The following is an 18128-nucleotide window of genomic DNA, read 5'->3' as shown; positions in this document are numbered from 1 at the left end:
GAAAAGAGGTGTCACTGATCGCTTCCCATGCCGATCACGGAACGAGATCACACGACTACCCGCTCGGGCGGCTGGAGTCCGCCGGACGGGACGGGGAGCAGGCCGCCCGGCGGGCGCTGCAGCGGGTCGAGGCGGAGGACGTGCGCAGGGCCATCGTGCACTACCCCGCCGAGCTGCGCCGCGCGATCCTCGACGTCGTCGGCCTGCCGGACCTGCGGAAGATCAGCGGACGGGCGGCCGGCACGGTGCTGGCCCGGCTGCGCGGCGGGCGGCACAGCCCCGAGCTGCGGTCGCGGCTCACCTATCCCCTGACGCTCGGATACCACAACTGCGACGGCCTGACGGCGGACGACTGCATCGGCCTGCTCGGCGGCGACGAGGAGGTGCTGCACCGGGCCGGGCTCCTCGCCTTCAACCTGCTCGTCCAGGCGGCCGTGCCGCGGTCCCTCACCGTGTGGGCCCTGGCCGAGGTCGTCGCGCACGACGCCGAGCTGGCCCCCGTGGCGCTGGCGCAGTTGCTCGACATGGCCGACGATCTGGACGAGGAGGCGGCCGCCTGGGTGCGCGGCACCTGGGCGGCCCTGCGCGCCCGCGAGCCCCGCCTTCCGGAGCGTCCGCGCCTTCCCGATGCCGTAGCCCCGGACCTCGCCGAGCCCCACCCGCACACCCCCGAACCGATGGAGGCCCCGATGGAGACGCCGCCACCGCAGCCGCGGCCATCCTCCGACGACGACGAAGCCCGGCGGCTGCTGGAGGACGCCGAGTCGGCCTTCGCCGAGGCCGCTTCGGCGGCCGACGCGGTGCGGGACGCCGTGGCGGCGCAGCGCCGTCCCGGCGACGACGATCTGCGGCGGCTCACCGAAGCCGCCCTCGCCTTCGACCGCGCCCACGCGGCGCTGGCGGGCGACGGCGACGTGCCGCCCGAACCCACCCTGCACGACCTGCGGACCGTGCTGGAGGAACGCGCCGCGGCACAGGACGACGCCCTCATCGCACGGCTCACCACCGTCACGGGCCCGCCGGCGGTCGAGGAGCTGCTGGCCGAGATCCGCGCGGCCGCCGCGCGCGGGGAGCCGTCCGGGCTGGCCGTGCTGGCCCGGCTGATCGACGCCGCCGCCGGCGGCGCCGACGTCGACGAGGTGGGCGCCCTGTCCGGGCAGGCGCACGAGCAGTTGCCCGGCGGCTGGAGCAAGGCCGTCACCTACGCCGCTCTCGGGCAGCTGTCCCTCGCCGACGAAACCGCAGCAGACGACGCCCCCGAGGAAGCAGCCGGCGAACCACCGCCGGACGAGCCCGTACCGCCCTCCAGAGAGCTTGACGACCTGGACGCGCTGCTGATCGCCGACAGCGAGCAGCAGGCGGCAGACGACGAACCGGCCGCCGCCGCACCCCCGTCCGACACGCAAGACGAGCCGCGGCCACCAGCCCCCGAACCGCCCGCAGAAGAAACCGGCACGACCGCGGAAGACGCCCCCGCAGCACCCGAGCAGCCCGCCCCCGCCGCCGCAACCGCCCCCGCAACCGCACCCGCAACCGCACCCGCAACCGCACCCCCCGACTGGCAACCGGCGCCGGAAGCCGAGGCCGCCGCGCTCCGGGCGGGCCGCACCGCACTGGCGGGCTGGGTGCGCCTGGCCTGCGGCGCGCCGGAGGCGCAGGCGAAGGCCCGCTGGGCGGTCGCGCTGGCGCGGGAGACGAACGCCTCGGGCGGGCGCCTTGCGTCGGCGTACGTGGAGATGGTCCGCGGGCTGGACGCCGCAGCGCTCGACGACGACCCCGCCGGACGCCTGCTGGCGTGGGCGTCGGCGATCCGGGCGGGCATCGTCCGGCCGAGCCCCGAGTCCGCGGAGCTGCTGCGCCGGCACGCCGGCGTCGTGGCCGCGCATCCGGGGCTGGCCGCGCTCGGCGACAGCTTCCTGCGCGCCGCCAACCGCGGCGACTACCTGGTGCCGGGCGTGTCCAACGAGCTGCGCGACACGCAGCGGGCCGAGGAGCAGCGGCGGCTGCGGTCGGCGCAGGCCCGCCAGCTGCTGGCGGAGGGCCCGCGCAAGAAGATCAAGTATCAGCTCGCCACCGAGGTGTGGAAGCACCTGCTGCAGGACGACGGGGAGGTCGGCCGGCTGCTGGCCCTGGCCGCCGCCGACGCCGAGGACCGCGCCGGGCGGGCCGGCGCCGAGGTGGAGCGGCTGCGCGCGGCCGGCGCGGTCGAGCGGCTGATCGACGACACCACGGCGGAGCTGCGCGGCGGCCGGTCCAAGCGGCGCATCGAGGCCGCCGCCCGCCGCCGCCTCGCCGAGCTGATCGACGAGGCCCTCGACATCGTCCACGAGTGGAGCCGCGCGGCGGACGAGGTGCTGGCCATCCGCGACGCCAAGCCGGAGCACACGGGGATGCGGCAGCGGCTCGCCCAGCTGCGCGACGAGGCGGGCGAGGTGCGCGAGGCCTGCGCGGCGGAGCTGGCCGAACTGGAGCGGGGCGCCGCCGACCCGGTGCTGGGCGCCGCCGCCCGCACCGCCGGGCTGCTGCTGGAGGACACGCTGCGGCTGCTGAAAGGCGACCCGCTCGGCGACGAGCCCCGCACCCCCGACCAGGTGCTGGGGCAGGACCTGCTGCTGGCCCCCGGTGTCGCGCTGCACCCCGAGTCGTTCCGGCCGCGCGGCGTCCCCGCGCTGCCCGACCTGCTGCCCCTGTGCGGGGACGGCGACCCCGACTGGACGGCGGCGTTCGAGGCGCGCGCCCAGCGCGACGACCACGTCGGCACCGAGGCGATCGTCCGGGCGCTGCGCGACCTCGACGCCGACCTGGCCGCCGACCTGGAGCAGCGCCGCCGCACCCTGCGGGAGCAGGCCCGCAAGGAGATCGGCGACCTGCGCGACAAGATCGTCGACAAGCTGGCGCAGATGCGCCGCGACGGGCAGCTCGACGAGGGCGCCGCGACCCGCCTGCAGACCCGGCTGCGGCCGCTGAACGACCGCGGCCGCGACGACTTCGACCGGCTGCGCGCCGTCGCCGAGTCCGTCGCCGCGGAGGCCGACGAGATCGCCGCCCGCCAGGTCGCCGACGTACGCGCCGACCTGCAGGCGCATCTGGACGAGCCCGCGGTCGCCGCCGCGGCCGACCGGATCCGCGAGTATCTGGACCGGGGCGACCTGACCACCGCCCGCGAGTCGTTGGTGCAGGCCCGGCAGGGCCGCGAGCTGCCCGAGCCGTCCCGCGAGCGCGGCCACCTGGCGCGGTTCTTCCCCGCCTTCCCCGACGCGTTCGAGGAGCTGGGCCCGGGGCGGGGCGAGCAGGTCAGCGCCGCGCTCACCCTGCTCGGCGACGCGATGGAGCGCGGCGGGCGGCTCGGCAACGGCCGGCTGCGCCGCCTGCTGTCGGGCGCCGGCCTCGACCTGGCCGCGCTGCGCCGGTCCGCGGTGAGCCGGGAGGGCCTGCGCAGCTGGCACAGGATCGGCCAGGGGCCCAAGGCGCCCGGCAACCTGGTCACGGCGATCGAGCCGGTGCTGCGGCTGATCGGCCTGGAGGCCGCGGCCCGTCCCGGCGCGGCCGAACGCGCCCGCACCTGGTTCGAGCTGACCGGGGTGCACTGGCGGGGCCCGGCGCTGCTGCCGCAGTTCGGCACGGGCATGAGCCCGTCGGGCGACACGCTGCGGCTGCTGCTGGTGTGGGGGCGGCCGCGCCCGCAGGAGATCGTCGAGTGGTTCAAGGGCGAACCCGCCGACCAGACCGTGCTGGTGTGGTACTTCGGCACGCTGTCGGCGGCCGACCGGCAGCGGCTGGTGCGGGCCGCGCGCCGCCGCCCGCACCCGGTGGCCGTGCTGGACGACGCGGCCGTCGGCTACCTGGCCTGCCTGCCCGAGTGCGACTGGACCGACACGGTCGAGGTGCTGGCCCCGTTCACGTCCCTCAACCCGTTCATCCCCACCGGCAACGTGCCCGAGGAGATGTTCTACGGGCGGCAGGAGCAGCTGCGGCAGGTGATCGACCGCAAGGGCGGCTCGTTCGTCTACGGCGGGCGGCAGCTGGGCAAGTCGGCGCTGCTGCACGCCGCCCGCCGCCAGGTGGACCGCGACCCCAACCGCGCGGTGATCTTCAAGAGCATCTCGGCGGTGGGCCGCACCGACCCCGCCGACGCGGTGTGGGCGCGGCTGCGCCGCCCGCTGGCCGACGTGGGCGTGCTGTCGCCCGACACCGGCGGCGACGCCGAGGAGATCCGGGAGGCGATCCGCGCCTGGCTGGCCGCCGACCCGCGGCGGCAGCTGCTGATCCTGCTGGACGAGGCCGACGAGTTCCTCAACCGGGACGCCGACAGCGCCCGCTTCGTCAACGTCAACGCGCTGCGCGACCTGATGAGCGAGACCGACCGGCGGGTCAAGGTGGTGTTCGCCGGGCTGCACCAGACCGCGCGGTTCAAGAGCCTGCCCAACCAGCCGCTGGCGCACTTCGGCGAGCCGATCTCCATCGGCCCGCTGCAGCCGCAGGACGCGTTCGACCTGCTCACCAAACCTTTGGCCACGCTGGGGTTCCGGCTGCCCGAGACGCTGGCGGCCCGCGTCATCGCCGAGGCCAACAACGCGCCCGCGCTGATCCAGCTGTTCGCCGACGCGCTGCTCAAGCACCTCCAGCGGCGCACCACCGACAAGCACCCGCTGCCGTACACGGTGACCCGCGACGACGTGGACGCCGTCCGCAAGGACGCCCGCCTGGCCGACGGGTTCCGCGAGCGCTTCGACTGGACCATCAACCTCGACCAGCGCTACAAGGTCATCGCCTACGTCGTGGCGTTCCGCGCCCTGACGGAGGCCGCCGACGCCACCATCCCCGCCGGGGACCTGTTCGGCGAGTGCCGCCAGTGGTGGCCCCAGGGGTTCGCCCAGTGCACCCGCGACGAGTTCCAGGGGCTGCTGGACGAGAGCGTCGAGCTGGGCATCCTGTTGGCCGAGGACGGCGGGTACCGGCTGCGCACCCCCTACATCCTGGACCTGCTGGGCGGCGAGGAGCAGGTGCAGGAGGCCCTGGACCGGGCGGAGGAGTTCGAGCTGCCGGACTCCTTCGACGTCCACTCCTACCGGTCGGCCTACGCCGCCGGACCGGAACGCTCGGAGCGCTCCCCGCTCACCAGCGGCCAGGTGTCGCGGCTGCTGCGCAAGGCCAACCTCGTCCACGTCCTCGCCGGGTCGCAGGCGCTGCGGCTGGAGCGGGTGCCCGACGCGCTGCGCGCCGAGGAGGACCACCACCCGCACGTCAAGGTGCACGTGCTCCAGGGCGGCGGCGGCTTCGGCGCCCTGGTCGCCGAGGCCCGCGCGCACCCCGGCCACACCCTGGTCGTGATGGACCTGCGCGACTGCACCGCCGGGCAGGCCGCCGCGCGGATCCGCGAGGCGTGCGAGACCGTCACCCGGCACCACTCCTCCCGCGAGGGCACGCTCGGCGTCGTCTGCACCGCCCCGCCCGCGCTGGCGCCGCTGTGGCTGGCGGCCCGCACGGGCGACGAGTCGTCTCCGCTCGCCCCGGGCGGGAACGCCGAGCTGATGGAGCTGCGCCGCTTCGACGCGGCGTCGATCCGGCAGTGGATGCGCGAGGAGGCACACGCCTTCCAGTCCCCGCACAGCCAGCAGCTCCTGCTGTCCGTCACGGGCGGCTGGCCGATGCTGATCGGGGAGGTGCTGGGCGAGGGCATCGTCGCCGACCCCGACGCGGCCCTGGACCGGTGCCACCGCCTGTTGCGCGACACCCCGCAGGCGCTGGTGTCCGCGTCCGGCGTGGACGCCCTGCCGCCGGTGTGGGCCGCCTGGCAGGCGCTGGTCGAGATCGACGAGCCCGGCGCGCCCGCCGACCTGGCGGAGCTGCTCGCCCCGGGCGAGGAGACCGACCACCCGCTGGGCCCCGAGGCGCTGCGGCGCCACCACTTGCGGTCCATCGCCGACGTGATCGAGGTGCTGCGCATCCTCGGCGCCCTGATCCCCGCCCCCGGCGACGCCCACGAACTGGTGTGCGAACCGGTCCTGGCCGGTGCGACCCGCGGCGGGCAGGCATGAGCGGCACTCCGTTGGACGCCGCGCTGACGGCCGCCGCGACCGTCGTGCTGGCCCGCGACACCTATCAGGGCCCCGACCGCACCCCCGCCGACCTGGTCCGCAACCGCCGCGCCTGGCTGCTCGGCCTGATCGCGCGGTCGTCGGCGCTGCGCGCGCAGGCCCGTGCGCTGCTGCCCGGCGACCACCCGGGCCGGCTGGTGCTGCACCCTTCCGCCGACGTCGCCGCCGCGGCGGCCCGGCTCGCCGAGGCGGGCACGACGACCCTGGAACGCCGCGTCCGCCAGTGCACCGAGAGCAACCAGAAGCTGAAGGGCAAGCTCAGAACACTCCGCCAGAGACTGGAGTACGCCAGGAGCGACATCGACCGCCTGCGCGCCGACCGGGACGCCGCCCGCCGGGCCGCCGCCGACGCCGAGCAGGAGATCACCGACCTGCAGGCGCGGCTGGCCGCCCAGCACAGGCGCCTGAAGGACCCCCGCTCCCTGGCCGCCGCGCTGCTGACGGCGCTGCCGCGGGACGCCGACGCCGCCCTGCGCGCGAGCCTGCACGACCTGGTCGCCCCGCCCCGCGCCGCCGCGTCCGCCCGCTCGCGCGACCTGCGCGTCACCCCCCTCGGCGGCGACGACCACATCGGCGGCTCCTGCCTGCTGGTCGAGTCCGGCGGCACCCGGCTGCTGGTGGACGCGGGCATGCGCCCCGGCGACACGCCCGAGCCGCCCCGCGACATCGCCGCGGCGCTCCAGGCCCGCCCGGAGGCGGTGGTGGTCACGCACGCCCACGCCGACCACTGCGGCTACGTGCCCGCCCTGGCCGCCCGGCTGCCGCGCCTGCGGGTCGTCGCGACGCCCGAGTCGTGTCGCCTGATGCCCGTCATGTGGCAGGACTCCCTGAAGGTCATGCAGCAGCGCGCCGACATCCGCAACTCCTACGGCGGTTCCTGGGAGCCGCTCTACGACCGCACCGCCGTGGACGCCGCGGTCACCCGCCTGGAGGAGCTGCCCGTCGGCGTGCCCCGCCGCATCGGCGACCTGACCGTCGAGCTGTTCCCCGCCGGGCACATCCTCGGCGCCGCCGGGGTGGTGGTCCGCGCCGGGGACCGCCGCGTGGTCGTCTCCGGCGACATCTCCGGCTTCCGGCAGGAGAGCGTCGACGGCTACCGCCTCCCGGACAGCGCCCGCGGCGCCGACCTGCTGGTGCTGGAGTCCACCTGCTGCGCCGAGAAGCACGACGACCGCGAGACCCGCGTCGGCGACCTGGTCCGAACGGTCGCCGACGTGCACGCCGCGGGCGGCCGCGTGCTGATCCCCGCGTTCGCCCTGGGCCGCGCCCAGGAGCTGGCGCTGCTGATGCGCACCCGGCTGCCGCACGTCCCGGTCCTGGTCGACGGCATGGCCAAGGACCTGACCAGGACGTTCGAGTCGGCCTCCGACCGGACGATCTTCGGTGGGAACGTCGTCCCGGCGCCGCGTCCCCCGGCCTACGACAGCTTCACCGAGGGCGTGGTCATCGCCACGTCCGGCATGCTCACCGCGGGCCCCGCCGTCGAATGGGCCGCCCGGATCCTCCCCGAGGCCGACAGCGCCGTCCTGCTGTCCGGCTACCAGGACGAGGAGTCCGGCGGCCGCCGCCTCTTCGAAGACGCCCGGGGCGGCGCGCCCGTCCACGAGCTGCCCGCCCGGCACGGCACCCGCTCGGTGCCGCTGCGCGCCCGCGTGGATCAGATCCGCCTGTCCGCCCACGCCGACCGCCACGGCCTTCTCGACATCGCCGACGAGACGCGGGCGGCCCAGGTCATGCTCGTCCACGGCGTCCAGGCGAAGCAGCGCGGCTTCCGCCAGACCCTGGACGTGCGCGGGCACGCCACCGCCCCCACCGCCCCCTGGCAGGCCACCTGAGCACGCCGTCGCCGCCGGCGTCAGCCGGTGGCGACGGCCTGGGCGCGGTCGAGGTAGGGCTGGAGGTGGTCCCGGCGGGGCCCGGCGAGCGGCCGGAGCAGGTCGCGCAGCAGGTCGGCGTCCGACGCGGGCAGGTGCAGCAGGGCCCGGCGCAGGTAGATGCTCCACGCCCGCGGGTTGGGAAACGCCTTGAGCCGTTCCACCAGCGGCTTCAGCTCGACCCCGCTGCGGAAGGGGGTCAGCGACTCGACCTCGATGTCGCAGCCGCGCGGGAACCTCCTCCCGGCGATCTCCACGGGCTCGTCCAACTCGACGACGGTGGACGCGACCGTGGCGCGGCCGATGACGCGGCCGCGGTCGCGGGTGGGGTTGCCGAACGCGCCCCGGGTGGCGTAGACGAACAGCTCGTCCCCCACGGCCAGCCGGGACACCTCCGCGCGCGCCGTCTGCGGGAAGGCCATCCGCTGCTCGCCGAGCACCCAGGCGATGGCCCGCTGCTCGCCGAGGATGAGCAGGTACGACTCGTTACTCACGAGCCCACCGTAGCGGAAGCCACCGGACCGTTCCGGCCCGCTTCCCGTGCGATATCACGGCGAAAGACCCGTCTTCCGAATTCCCCGGCCCGCCGGGCACGATTGTTTCTCAAGGGATCGGGGCGCACGCGGCAACGGTTCGTTTCACCGCGGATTCCGAGTGATCATCAAGTGGCGGCGGCGCCGGGTCAACCGGCGGCCAATATCGCGCGTCGCAGTAATGGCGGCTTCTTGAAGGGGACCCGAGCGGCCGCGTACCCCGCCTTTGTCTCGGGCACTGTCGAGAACAACGGGGACGAACATGTCGTTCGGCAAACTCACCAGGCGTCTTTCCGCATTGACCGGCATCGCGGCGCTCGCCGCCGTCGCGGGCACCGCTCCCGCCGGTGCCGATCCCGCCCCGGACTATTGGCCGCTCGTGGCGGTCGGTGACGAGACCGCCCACAACCGGCTGCAGGACGTGGTCGCGATCGGGCCGCGCAACGCCTGGGCGTTCGGCAGGATCTCGTCGGACAACGGGGACGAGCCCCTGGCCGTCCGGTGGAACGGCCGGTCCTGGACGCGGGTCGCGCTGCCGACCGGGGCCGGCCAGGACATCGCGTTCGCGGACGCGTCCGGCCCCCGCAACGTCTGGGCGTTCAGCGGCGGTTACCGGGGGGTCGACCCCGTCTACGCGCTCCGCTGGAACGGCCGGAACTGGACCGTCGCCCACCGCTGGCCCGGCAACGTCCTGCTGGATGACGCCGAGGTGATCGGCCCCCGCGACGTCTGGGCGTTCGGCTCGTACACCAACCTCCTGGGCAACCAGGCCTGGCACTACGACGGACGGCGGTGGACCGAGGTGCCGACGCCGGTCGGGGGTCTGGAGCACGCCCACGCCCTGAGAGCCGATTACATCCTGGCCGTCGGGCACCGACCCGGCAGCGCCGGCAAAGACCTGCTGGCACGCTGGGACGGCCGCACCTGGACCGAGGTCGACGTCGACGTGCCCGACCTCCCGCGCGAGACCGACCACTACACGGTCTTCGATGGAGTCCACGCGGTGTCCGAGCGGGACGTGTGGCTCTACGGCCGCGAGGTCCGCCGGGACGGGGACAGGAACATAGACGAGTTCCTGCTGCTGCACTACGACGGCAGCACCTGGCAGCGGATCGGCGGTTTCCTCCCCTGGATGCGCCTGACCTATGCGTACGCTCTGACGCCCGACGGCCAGGGCGGCATATGGCTCGTGCCCAACGGCAGCGACAGGCCCGAGCTCCTGCACTACCGCGACGGTCAGTGGACCGAGACCATCGCGGAGGTGCCGATCGGGCCGGACGGCTTCGTGCTCGATATCGCCAACGTGCCGAATTCCCGCATCATATGGGCGGTCGGCAGCACGCCCGCGGGCGACTTCGGCACGTGGAACTGGGCGGTCTGGCGCCACGAGGAATCCACCCCTCACCTCCGGCAACCGCGTCCGCCCCGGCCCAGGAAATAGCGGAAACCGGCGTCCACACGCTCACTGCGATATCCGGCATCCAGGAATAGACATCCGAACAGCCGAAGCGCGATGACGCACGCCGCGCATAGGCCAGCTTTTGCCTTCCGAGACCCGTGCGGCCGCACCCCTAGAACAACGGAGACGAACATGCAGTCAGGCACATTCACCAGGCGTCTTTCCGCGCTCGGTGCCATCGCGGCCCTCGCGGCCGTCCCGATGGCGGCCCCCGCCGACGCCGGAACCGGTCCGTCCGGCTGGCGCATCGCCGAACGCAGCGAGGAGCCCTCCGGAATGTGGCTGTCCGAGGTGGTGGCGACCGGGCCGCGCGACGCCTGGGCGTTCGGGAGCATGTCGTCCGAAAGCGGGCCCGAGCCCGTCGCCCGCCGCTGGAACGGCCGGTCCTGGACGGCAGTGACGCTCCCAGCCGGGCTGAGCAGGGGCATCTCGGCCGCCGACGCGTCCGGCCCCCGCAACGTCTGGGCGGTCGGCGGAAGCGAACCGGCGTCCGGAGAGGCGTTCGCACTCCGCTGGGACGGGCGCACATGGCGCGTCGCCGGCCGCTGGCCCGCCCGCAGCACCATCGCCGACGTGGAAACCCTCGGCCCCCGCGACGTGTGGCTGTTCGGCGACGCCCTCATCGGCCCGAACAGCATCGGCACCTGGCACTTCGACGGCGAGAACTGGTCCCAGGTCGAGACGCCGGTCGGCCACCTGCAGGAGGCCAGCGGCGTGGCGTCCGACGACGTCTGGGCCATCGGGGGCAGCCCCGTGCACTGGCAGGGCGACCTGCTGGCGCGGTGGGACGGCCGCACCTGGAACGAGGTGAGCGTCCCCGGCCTGCCCCGCGAGGACGACCACTGGGTGATGTTCACCGACATCCACGCCGTGTCCTCGCGCGACGTGTGGATCGTCGGAGAGGAGATACGCCGGAGCGGGGACGACCTCACCGAGGCGCCGTTCGCGCTGCACTTCGACGGCAGCACCTGGCGGAGGATCGCTCCGCCCTCCGATCCCGGCGTGCACGGACTGCGGGATGTGAAGCCGGACGGCCGCGGCGGCATCTGGGTGAAGCCGGTGCGGTGGGACGGCCAGGGCGCCGGACTGCTGCACTACCGCGACGGCCGGTGGACCGTGCCCCGGCTGGAGCAGCCGGAGGGCCTGGACGCGTATGTCTCCGACGTGACCGCCGTCCCACGTTCCCGCCTCGCCTGGGCGGTCGGCGGCCTGGACGTCCCCGAAAGCGGCGACAGCTACTGGACGATCTGGAAGAACCACACACCACTACGCTGACCGCCCCGCCACCCCCGCAACCGCCGCCCGTGCCGGACAGCCGGACGACGTGGCACTCCTCGCACAGGTGACATCCCCAACCCGCGCAACGCAGGGCACGGCGCGCGCGGGTTGGGCACCCGTGCGCGAGGCCCGAAGTCCGCGCTTACAGATCACGGCGCGAGGCACCCGCGTGACGACGCTGCGGACGCCGCGCACCGAGTCCCGGCGACGGCCGGAGTGGCGCCGAAAGCCTCATTTGAGGATGAACGCACATTGCCACAGGTCACCCTCATGTACGGACAGGGCCACCATCGTCACTCAATGCGACGATGATCTCGCGGTCGGCTGCTAGCGTCGCAGTCTCACCGGTCTTCTCAGACCCGGGAGGTGCCCCGATGCGACCATTGGCCCGCGGCGCGTCGCTGCCTGAGATCCAGAGGTATGTCGCCGAGATGGAGGCCGAACGCGGCTTCGACGGGCTGGACCTGACGACCCAGTGCCTCAAGTTGGGCGAGGAGGTGGGCGAACTCTTCCGCGCCGTCCGCCGGCTCCTGGGATACCCGCAGGACCCCGCCGCCGGTGTGGCCCACGCGGCCGAGGAGGCCGCCGACGCGCTCATCCTGCTCGCCTCCATAGCGAACCGGTGCGGCATCGACCTGGAGACCGCCTTCCGCGGCAAAGAAGCCCGCAATGAATCCCGCACCTGGAGCTGACCGACACCTGCGGAACCGGCTGCCGCCCATCTCCGAGCACGCCAGGCGGACACGGCGGCGGGCCGGTACGGCGCAGCCGCCATCGGCAGTACATGACCAGCCTCACAAGCCACCTTCGACTCCAGGGCAGCCCCGATCGGCCTCGTCGAAATCCTCGTCGGCGGCGTGGGAGCCCTCTTGAGCCTGCCGGCGGAAAAATCACGACAGCCTTACACCCGCCCGCAATCGCGTAACGAGCGATTCGCCCCGGCCAGTTGCGATGCCTCAGTTGCTGCGCCTCGCCCGAATGGCCTCGATGATCTGCTTCGCCTTCTCTTCGCCGACCTCTTCCAACTCGTCGTCGAAGCTATCGTACTCCCATTCGGCAATGATGCCGGTAGGGCGCCATTGAAGATCTCGGTTGAGAACTTCGTCGTGAACGAAGCCTTCGGAGCGGCGCCGCCGGACGATACCGTGGGGGTCATCAACCGTCTTCCCGCGACCGGTGATCGCGTAGTATGTCACCTGCTCTTCAGCCATCTTTTTGTTCCTCCACTTTGCGATAGTCCGGTATGTCGGCAACGCCCTCGGGAATGGGAATTCCTGCCGATACCTCTCGCTGGAACGCCTTCATCTTCACTCTGGTCTGCTCACTGATCGGCGGATTCCGCAGCTGTTCGTAGGCACCATGGGTGAGCTGCTTGGCCTCGAAGCTCTCCGGCGTATGGAACTGGATCTCGAAGGGCTGCCCGCCTGGCGTTCTCCAGCGAGTGTTGATCCCCTTATACTCCGACTTACCCCAGGAGTTTTTACTGTACTCCATCTCGAAGCCGTCCCGCCCCAGCCGACCGACTATCTCCCGATAGCCTCGAGTATATGAATCGGCGGGTATCTGATACGTGTACCGCAATGCGTCGTGGATCGCCCCGGCCGCACGTTCCGGGTCCTCGCGCGACTCGCCCTCAAGCTTTTCGGCGACCTTCTGCTTGAACCTCTCCTGACCCTTGAGACGGTACTCAAGCCCGATCAGCTCGGCGTCCTTCACCTCCGCCTCATGTCTCTTCAGCGCATCGGTGACACCGGGCTCCACATCGCGCACACGATCGAAGACGCGACTAACCGCCATATTCTCCTCATAGCTGAGGTATTGACCGCCTTCTCCGCGCCAGGAACCCGGCTCGTCCTCAGAACGATCCACACTTTCGCCGCGCGAGCCGTCGTCGCCATCGGCTCCCGACGGCCGGTCGGACGACAGCTCAGACTCAAGCTCGGCCCACTTCTTCTTCATCGTTTCGACGTGTGCACGCCACGCCGCACTCCGGTCGGCGTCCTCAGACTCGCCGCTCTCAGCGACGGCGTCAACGGTCTGCTCGGAAGGGTCAGCCGGTGCTTGCCTCCGGTCGAGAACTACATCGCCCGCCTCGGTCTCCGCGTCGGGACGCTCAGCGGAATCACTGGCCTTCTGACCGCTCGCCTCCGGTGCCCGCGCGGCCTCGCGGGACATCGCCCGCGTGATCCCAACGATTCCCTCGGCCGACTTCACCGGCTCCGACTCGTCGAGAGCCCGGCCGGTCTCACCGGCCTCCGGCCCGGCTGTTTTCTCTTGTCGGTCTTGGACGGACGGCTTGTCCAGCGTCTGCGCCGACTCGCTGTCCTGGGCCGCCGCAGCCAGGCTCTCGTAGCGCGACCGCTGCCCCGGGAATCCGGGTTTGTCGGGTGGCAGCGCCCCTGCTTTATCTGCGGGTTTCGCGGAGTCCGGTTGCCCGTCCGGCAACTCGCGCTGCGGCTGGTCCGGGCCGTCGGAGCCATGAGTGCCGTGCTCGATTCCCACCGTCCGCCCCTCGTCGCGGCGCCGACCCGACTACCCCCGTGAGGATGTACCACCAGTCATAACGCGATCAGTAACAAACCGTCAAGATCACGACAGACCGGTGAAAGTCCCATTTGCCCCAGAGTGAGCACTCCTGTCGAGAAGCAATGGAGTTGCGACACACAGCGTCGGCGATATCCCCTAGAGATCGACGACGCGGCCGCGACATGCAATCGCCTCGCGGTTGTCGAACTCGACGAAGTCGAGCGAGGCCCGCCCCGAACGCCGAGGGCGCGCAGCGCTTTGCGTCAGGGCAGCGCCTCGGCCAGACGGTGAGCCGAGGGGAGGCGGCGCCGCCCCAGCGGGGCGTACGTCACGGCCGCCACTCCGTCCGGTAATCGGGATGGTCGAGGTACACCTCGGCGAGCAGCCTGAGCGTCGTACAGGGAGACTCTTCGGGGCAGGTGGGGCACCGGCCGTCGTCGCCGCCCTCGTGCAGCCGCAGGATCTCCCGCTTGGCCTCGATGTCGGCCAGGGCGCGGGCCGGGGACAGACGCGACAGGTACGCGGCGACCTTGTCGTCCAGCGGCGGCCGGTCGGACTCGGCGCCGGTCGTCCACGGTCCGTCCGCCGCGCACTGCTTGGCGACGAGTTCGTCCTCGCTCATGCGAGCGCGCAGGAATTCGATGAGGTCGTCCATGGGCGGTGTCGCGAACATGGTGTGCGGGACGGGGCGGACGCCCAGCGCCGGGGGGTGGGACTTTCCTTCGGGGGTGACCGGGTCGCCGAGGAAGGCGACGGGCTGGTGGAGCGGCAGCGATTCGCGCTGGCCGACGAGCTGGTCCCGGGAGACGAACCAGGACCGGCCGACGGTGTCGGTGATGAACCCGTAGGGCGATCCTTCGTCCCACCTGCTGATGCTGCCGTGCCGGTAGCCGTCCGGCCCGATCTCGCCCGCTTCGAACTGCGCGTCGAGCCAGAGGAACGGGTACGTCAGCTCGTAGCCGGGTTGCAGCGCCTCCTCGAAGAGCTTCTCCCAGGCGGGGGCGTGGTCGACGGTCTGGGCGAGGGCGCGTGCGCATCCGACCTCCCGCTTGCTGCCGTCCTCGTCCAGGTACGTGGCCACGATGTCGGGGACGATGACGCGCACGCCGAGCCGCTGGAGCCGCTCCACCAGCGGGACGAAGTCGGCGTCCCCGGTGATGAGGACGGCGATGTCGTAGGCGCCTTCGATGGCCCGGTGGAACGCCTCCAGGGCCAGCAGGACGTCGGCGCCCTTCTCGCCGTGGCGGTTGTAGCGCACGTCGTGGCGGTGGATGCCCTCGCGTTCCAGTACCGCGTCGAAGGTGGTCGAGGGGTCGGATCCGCGTCCTCTGACGTAGTGCTTCTCGGTGACGACGATGTCGTGGACGTCCTGGTCGGCCACGCGGCTCACGTACCAGCGCATCAGGTCGTGGATGCCCGCGAAGGAGGGGCGGGCCTTCCAGCGGGAGTGGCGGCCGAAGTACTGGCCGAGGTGGTGGAACCATCCGCCGTCGTAGAAGACGCCGAGGCGGGTGGGCTGCGGTTCGGGCACGTGGTTCACGCCTCCGCCTCCGGCACCGCCGGGCCGTGCAGCAGGCGCTGCCGTTCCGACTCCATTCCCACCTTCCACGTCGCGACGGCCCGGGCCGCGCCCACAAGAATGATTAAATTACCAAAGAATCAGGATATTACGTTCGCACTCGTCTGCAACCCGCTACCGGAGCAGCGCCGCGGACGCGCGGTGCGCGCCGGGGAAGCCCGCCTTCTCGACGACGCCCGGCGCGGCGCTCCCGTCCGCGAACTTCCCGCCCGTCCGCGGCTTCCCCTGGAAACGGTCCGAATGCCGGCGCGCCCGCCAGGCGACCACCCTACCGCCGCCCCGGACACCTACCTACAGACCGACACAACTCCCCCATTCACGTCCACAACCTCAGACTGTCGCAGATCGCCCGCGACGACCCCTCGCACACACCGCCACCGGCGGTATCCTCGATCTCCCCCGCCGTTTCCCCTCATCCATTCACTGACCTCGCGGGACCGAAATGACGAAACTGTCCACCATCCTCGATCAGATCGACTCCGGCACCGTTCTGCTTCCGGAGTTCCAGCGCGGCTACGTCTGGAACCGCGATCAGGTCCGGGGCCTCATGCGGTCGCTCTACCTCGGTTATCCGGTCGGCTCGCTGCTGGTCTGGGAGACCGAGACCGATGCGGCCGCGGTACGCGGGGACTCGGCGGCCTCGGGCACCAAACTCCTGCTGCTCGACGGCCAGCAGCGGATCACCTCCCTGTACGGGGTGATCCGCGGCAGGCCGCCCGCCTTCTTCGAGGGCGACGAAACGGCGTTCAAGAACCTGCGGTTCAACGTTGCCGACGAGACGTTCGAATTCTACGCGCCCACCAAGATGAGGGACGATCCGCGCTGGATCGACGTCTCCCAGCTGTTCGTCGAGGGCCTCCAACCGATGATCGCCGCGCTCAACGCCGATCCGGTGACGCAGCAGGACATCGTTCCCTACATGGAGCGGCTGAGCCGGCTGCGCGGACTGCTGGAGCGCGATTTCCACGAGGAAAAGATCATCGGTAGGGACAAGACCGTCGACGTGGTCGTGGACATCTTCAACCGCGTCAACTCAGGAGGCACCAAGCTCTCCAAAGGCGACCTGGCCCTCGCCAAGCTCTGCGCCCAGTGGCCGGACGCCCGCGCCTCCATGCGCGGCCACCTGGAGAAGTGGAGGTCCGCCGGGTACGACTTCAACCTCGACTGGCTGCTGCGCAGCGTCAACGCGGTGGCCACCGGGCGCGCCCCGTTCCACGCGCTCGACGACGTCTCGGCGGCCGACTTCCGCGACGCGCTGGATGCGGCGGCCCGGTACATCGGCAATTTCCTCGACATCGTGGCGGGCCGGCTCGGTCTCGACCACGACCGCGTGCTCATGGGGCGTTACGCGTTCCCCGTGGTCGTCCTGTTCCTGCACCACAACGGCGGGCGGTTCGCCAACGCCGCCGAAAGGGACAAGGTCCTGTTCTGGTACGTCCATTCCCACCTCTGGGGGCGTTATACGGGCTCGACCGAGACCGTGCTGACCCAGGACTACGGGGTGCTGCGGAAGTCGGGCATCGACGGGCTGATCTCGGCGCTGGAGCGGTGGCGCGGCGGAAACCTGACCATCGACGGCCACAACTTCGAAGGGTTCGGCCGGGGCTCGCGCTTTTATCCGCTGCTGTACATGCTGACCCGGGTGCGCGGCGCATGCGACCTCGGAACGGGCCTGCCCCTGCACAGTCACATGCTCGGCCATCTGTCCAGCCTGCAGGTCCACCACATCTTCCCCAAGTCGCTGCTGTACAAGGCGGGCTACCAGCGCAGCGAGGTCAACGCGGTCGCCAACTTCTGCTTTCTGACCCAGGACACCAACCTGAAGATCGGCGATCGGCCGCCCGAGGACTACTGCGCCGAGGTGATGGACAGCCATCCTGGGGCGCTGGCCTCGCAGTGGATCCCCGAGGATCCGCAGCTGTGGCGGCTGGACCGCTACCTGGACTTTCTGGCCGCCCGGCGGGAACTGCTGGCCGGCGCGGCCAACTCCCTGCTGACCGAGCTGCGTTCCGGCACGGCGGCCGTGGCCGCCCCCAAGCTCGAACGCGTCACCGTCACCGCGGCCGAGCCTGACGACGCCCGCACCGCGCAGATCGCCTCCCTGGTGCGGGAGCTGTCCGCCCTCGGGTACGGCGAGCCCCGCCTCGACGCGGAGATCGCCGACCCGGAGACCGGTGCGCAGCTGGCGGTCGCCGAGGCCCTGTGGCCGGACGGCCTGCAGGCGGGCCAGGGCAAGCCCGTCGTGCTGGAGCTCGACCCCGAGGAGTCCGACATCCCCCGGCTGGAGGAACTCGGGTACGAGGTCTTCACCTCGGTGGACGCCCTGCGCGGGTTCGCCCGCCGCCGCAACGAGGTGGCCGCCGGGATCCGGGAGGACGTGGCGGAACCCGCGGACGCCGAGCCTTCCGCGACTCGCATCGCAAACGACGACGAGCAGCTGGCGGCCGATTTCCAGCGCGCGATCCTGCGCGACTGCGAACGGGCCCGGTCCGAGGCCGGCTACAACCCGACGGGCCTGCTGCGCATGGTGGCCGATTACGGCGGTGTGGGCGCCGCCAAACGGCTGCTTGCCGCCCCGCACATCTCCGACGGGTTCGCCAAGCTGTGGGAGCGGGGCCGTCTGGATTTGACCGTGGAGGCGGCCGTGCTGCGTCCGCAGTTCGCCGCGCTGTTCACCGAGCAGGAGCTGGCCACCGCCCGCCGCTGGCTCGACCAGTTCGGTTTCACCGCCGAGTCGGCCTGAAGACCGCGGCTGCTCCATGCCCCCGGGCATGGAGCAGC

General features: G+C 72.2%; 10 protein-coding genes. 6 read left to right on the top strand and 4 right to left on the bottom strand.

The window, feature by feature from the left end:
- The first annotated feature begins 8 nt into the window (after positions 1–8).
- Both QSK22_RS23490 and QSK22_RS23485 read left to right on the top strand, forming a co-directional pair.
- Complete coding sequence (locus tag QSK22_RS23490; RefSeq protein WP_285496490.1) at positions 9–6038, top strand: nSTAND1 domain-containing NTPase; 6030 nt, start codon at positions 9–11, stop codon at positions 6036–6038.
- Positions 6035–7933, top strand: a complete 1899-nt coding sequence (locus QSK22_RS23485) for an MBL fold metallo-hydrolase (protein WP_285496488.1) — start codon at positions 6035–6037, stop codon at positions 7931–7933. The genes QSK22_RS23490 and QSK22_RS23485 overlap by 4 nt, the downstream gene beginning before the upstream one ends.
- A gap of 20 nt (positions 7934–7953) precedes the next feature.
- Here QSK22_RS23485 and QSK22_RS23480 read toward each other — a convergent pair whose 3' ends face one another.
- Entirely contained in the window at positions 7954–8466 is a 513-nt protein-coding gene (locus QSK22_RS23480) for an EVE domain-containing protein (RefSeq protein WP_285496487.1), read from the bottom strand.
- A 301-nt stretch (positions 8467–8767) separates the two neighbouring features.
- On the opposite strand from QSK22_RS23480, the gene QSK22_RS23475 reads away from it, so the two are divergent.
- From QSK22_RS23475 to QSK22_RS23465, 3 genes are all read left to right on the top strand, one after another.
- The gene (locus QSK22_RS23475; protein ID WP_285496486.1) at positions 8768–9946 is read left to right on the top strand and encodes a hypothetical protein; all 1179 of its coding nucleotides are present in this window, start codon (positions 8768–8770) and stop codon (positions 9944–9946) included.
- A gap of 150 nt (positions 9947–10096) precedes the next feature.
- The gene (locus tag QSK22_RS23470) at positions 10097–11239 is read left to right on the top strand and encodes a hypothetical protein (protein WP_285496484.1); all 1143 of its coding nucleotides are present in this window, start codon (positions 10097–10099) and stop codon (positions 11237–11239) included.
- Between the two features lie 377 nt (positions 11240–11616).
- The gene (locus tag QSK22_RS23465) at positions 11617–11934 is read left to right on the top strand and encodes a MazG nucleotide pyrophosphohydrolase domain-containing protein (RefSeq protein WP_285496483.1); all 318 of its coding nucleotides are present in this window, start codon (positions 11617–11619) and stop codon (positions 11932–11934) included.
- Between the two features lie 264 nt (positions 11935–12198).
- On the opposite strand, the gene QSK22_RS23460 is transcribed toward QSK22_RS23465, so the two are convergent.
- The 3 genes from QSK22_RS23460 to QSK22_RS23450 form a co-directional block, all read right to left on the bottom strand.
- Positions 12199–12453: a hypothetical protein gene (locus QSK22_RS23460; RefSeq protein WP_285496482.1), complete on the bottom strand. Its 255-nt coding sequence runs from the start codon at positions 12451–12453 to the stop codon at positions 12199–12201.
- Positions 12446–13744 carry a hypothetical protein gene (locus QSK22_RS23455; protein WP_285496481.1) on the bottom strand — a complete coding sequence of 433 codons (1299 nt, stop codon included), beginning with the start codon at positions 13742–13744 and terminating at the stop codon, positions 12446–12448. Before QSK22_RS23455 ends, QSK22_RS23460 begins: the two co-directional genes overlap by 8 nt.
- A 352-nt stretch (positions 13745–14096) precedes the next feature.
- Complete coding sequence (locus QSK22_RS23450; RefSeq protein ID WP_285496480.1) at positions 14097–15308, bottom strand: DUF6221 family protein; 1212 nt, start codon at positions 15306–15308, stop codon at positions 14097–14099.
- A 481-nt stretch (positions 15309–15789) separates the two neighbouring features.
- On the opposite strand from QSK22_RS23450, the gene QSK22_RS23445 reads away from it, so the two are divergent.
- Positions 15790–18090: a GmrSD restriction endonuclease domain-containing protein gene (locus tag QSK22_RS23445; RefSeq protein ID WP_285496479.1), complete on the top strand. Its 2301-nt coding sequence runs from the start codon at positions 15790–15792 to the stop codon at positions 18088–18090.
- Positions 18091–18128 lie beyond the last annotated feature (38 nt).

Source organism: Actinomadura sp. NBRC 104425, from assembly GCF_030269545.1.
In the GTDB taxonomy this organism is placed as follows: domain Bacteria; phylum Actinomycetota; class Actinomycetes; order Streptosporangiales; family Streptosporangiaceae; genus Spirillospora; species Spirillospora keratinilytica.
The sequence above is the reverse complement of the archived record's forward strand: the minus strand, read 5'-3'. Positions and strand labels throughout refer to the sequence as shown.

Bases quoted from the DNA above. Each gene is read 5' to 3' on its own strand.
- QSK22_RS23485 (WP_285496488.1), top strand. From the start codon at position 6,035: ATGAGCGGCACTCCGTTGGACGCCGCGCTGACGGCCGCCGCGACCGTC.
- QSK22_RS23475 (WP_285496486.1), top strand. From the start codon at position 8,768: ATGTCGTTCGGCAAACTCACCAGGCGTCTTTCCGCATTGACCGGCATC.
- QSK22_RS23470 (WP_285496484.1), top strand. From the start codon at position 10,097: ATGCAGTCAGGCACATTCACCAGGCGTCTTTCCGCGCTCGGTGCCATC.
- QSK22_RS23465 (WP_285496483.1), top strand. From the start codon at position 11,617: ATGCGACCATTGGCCCGCGGCGCGTCGCTGCCTGAGATCCAGAGGTAT.
- QSK22_RS23460 (WP_285496482.1), bottom strand. From the start codon at position 12,453: ATGGCTGAAGAGCAGGTGACATACTACGCGATCACCGGTCGCGGGAAG.
- QSK22_RS23445 (WP_285496479.1), top strand. From the start codon at position 15,790: ATGACGAAACTGTCCACCATCCTCGATCAGATCGACTCCGGCACCGTT.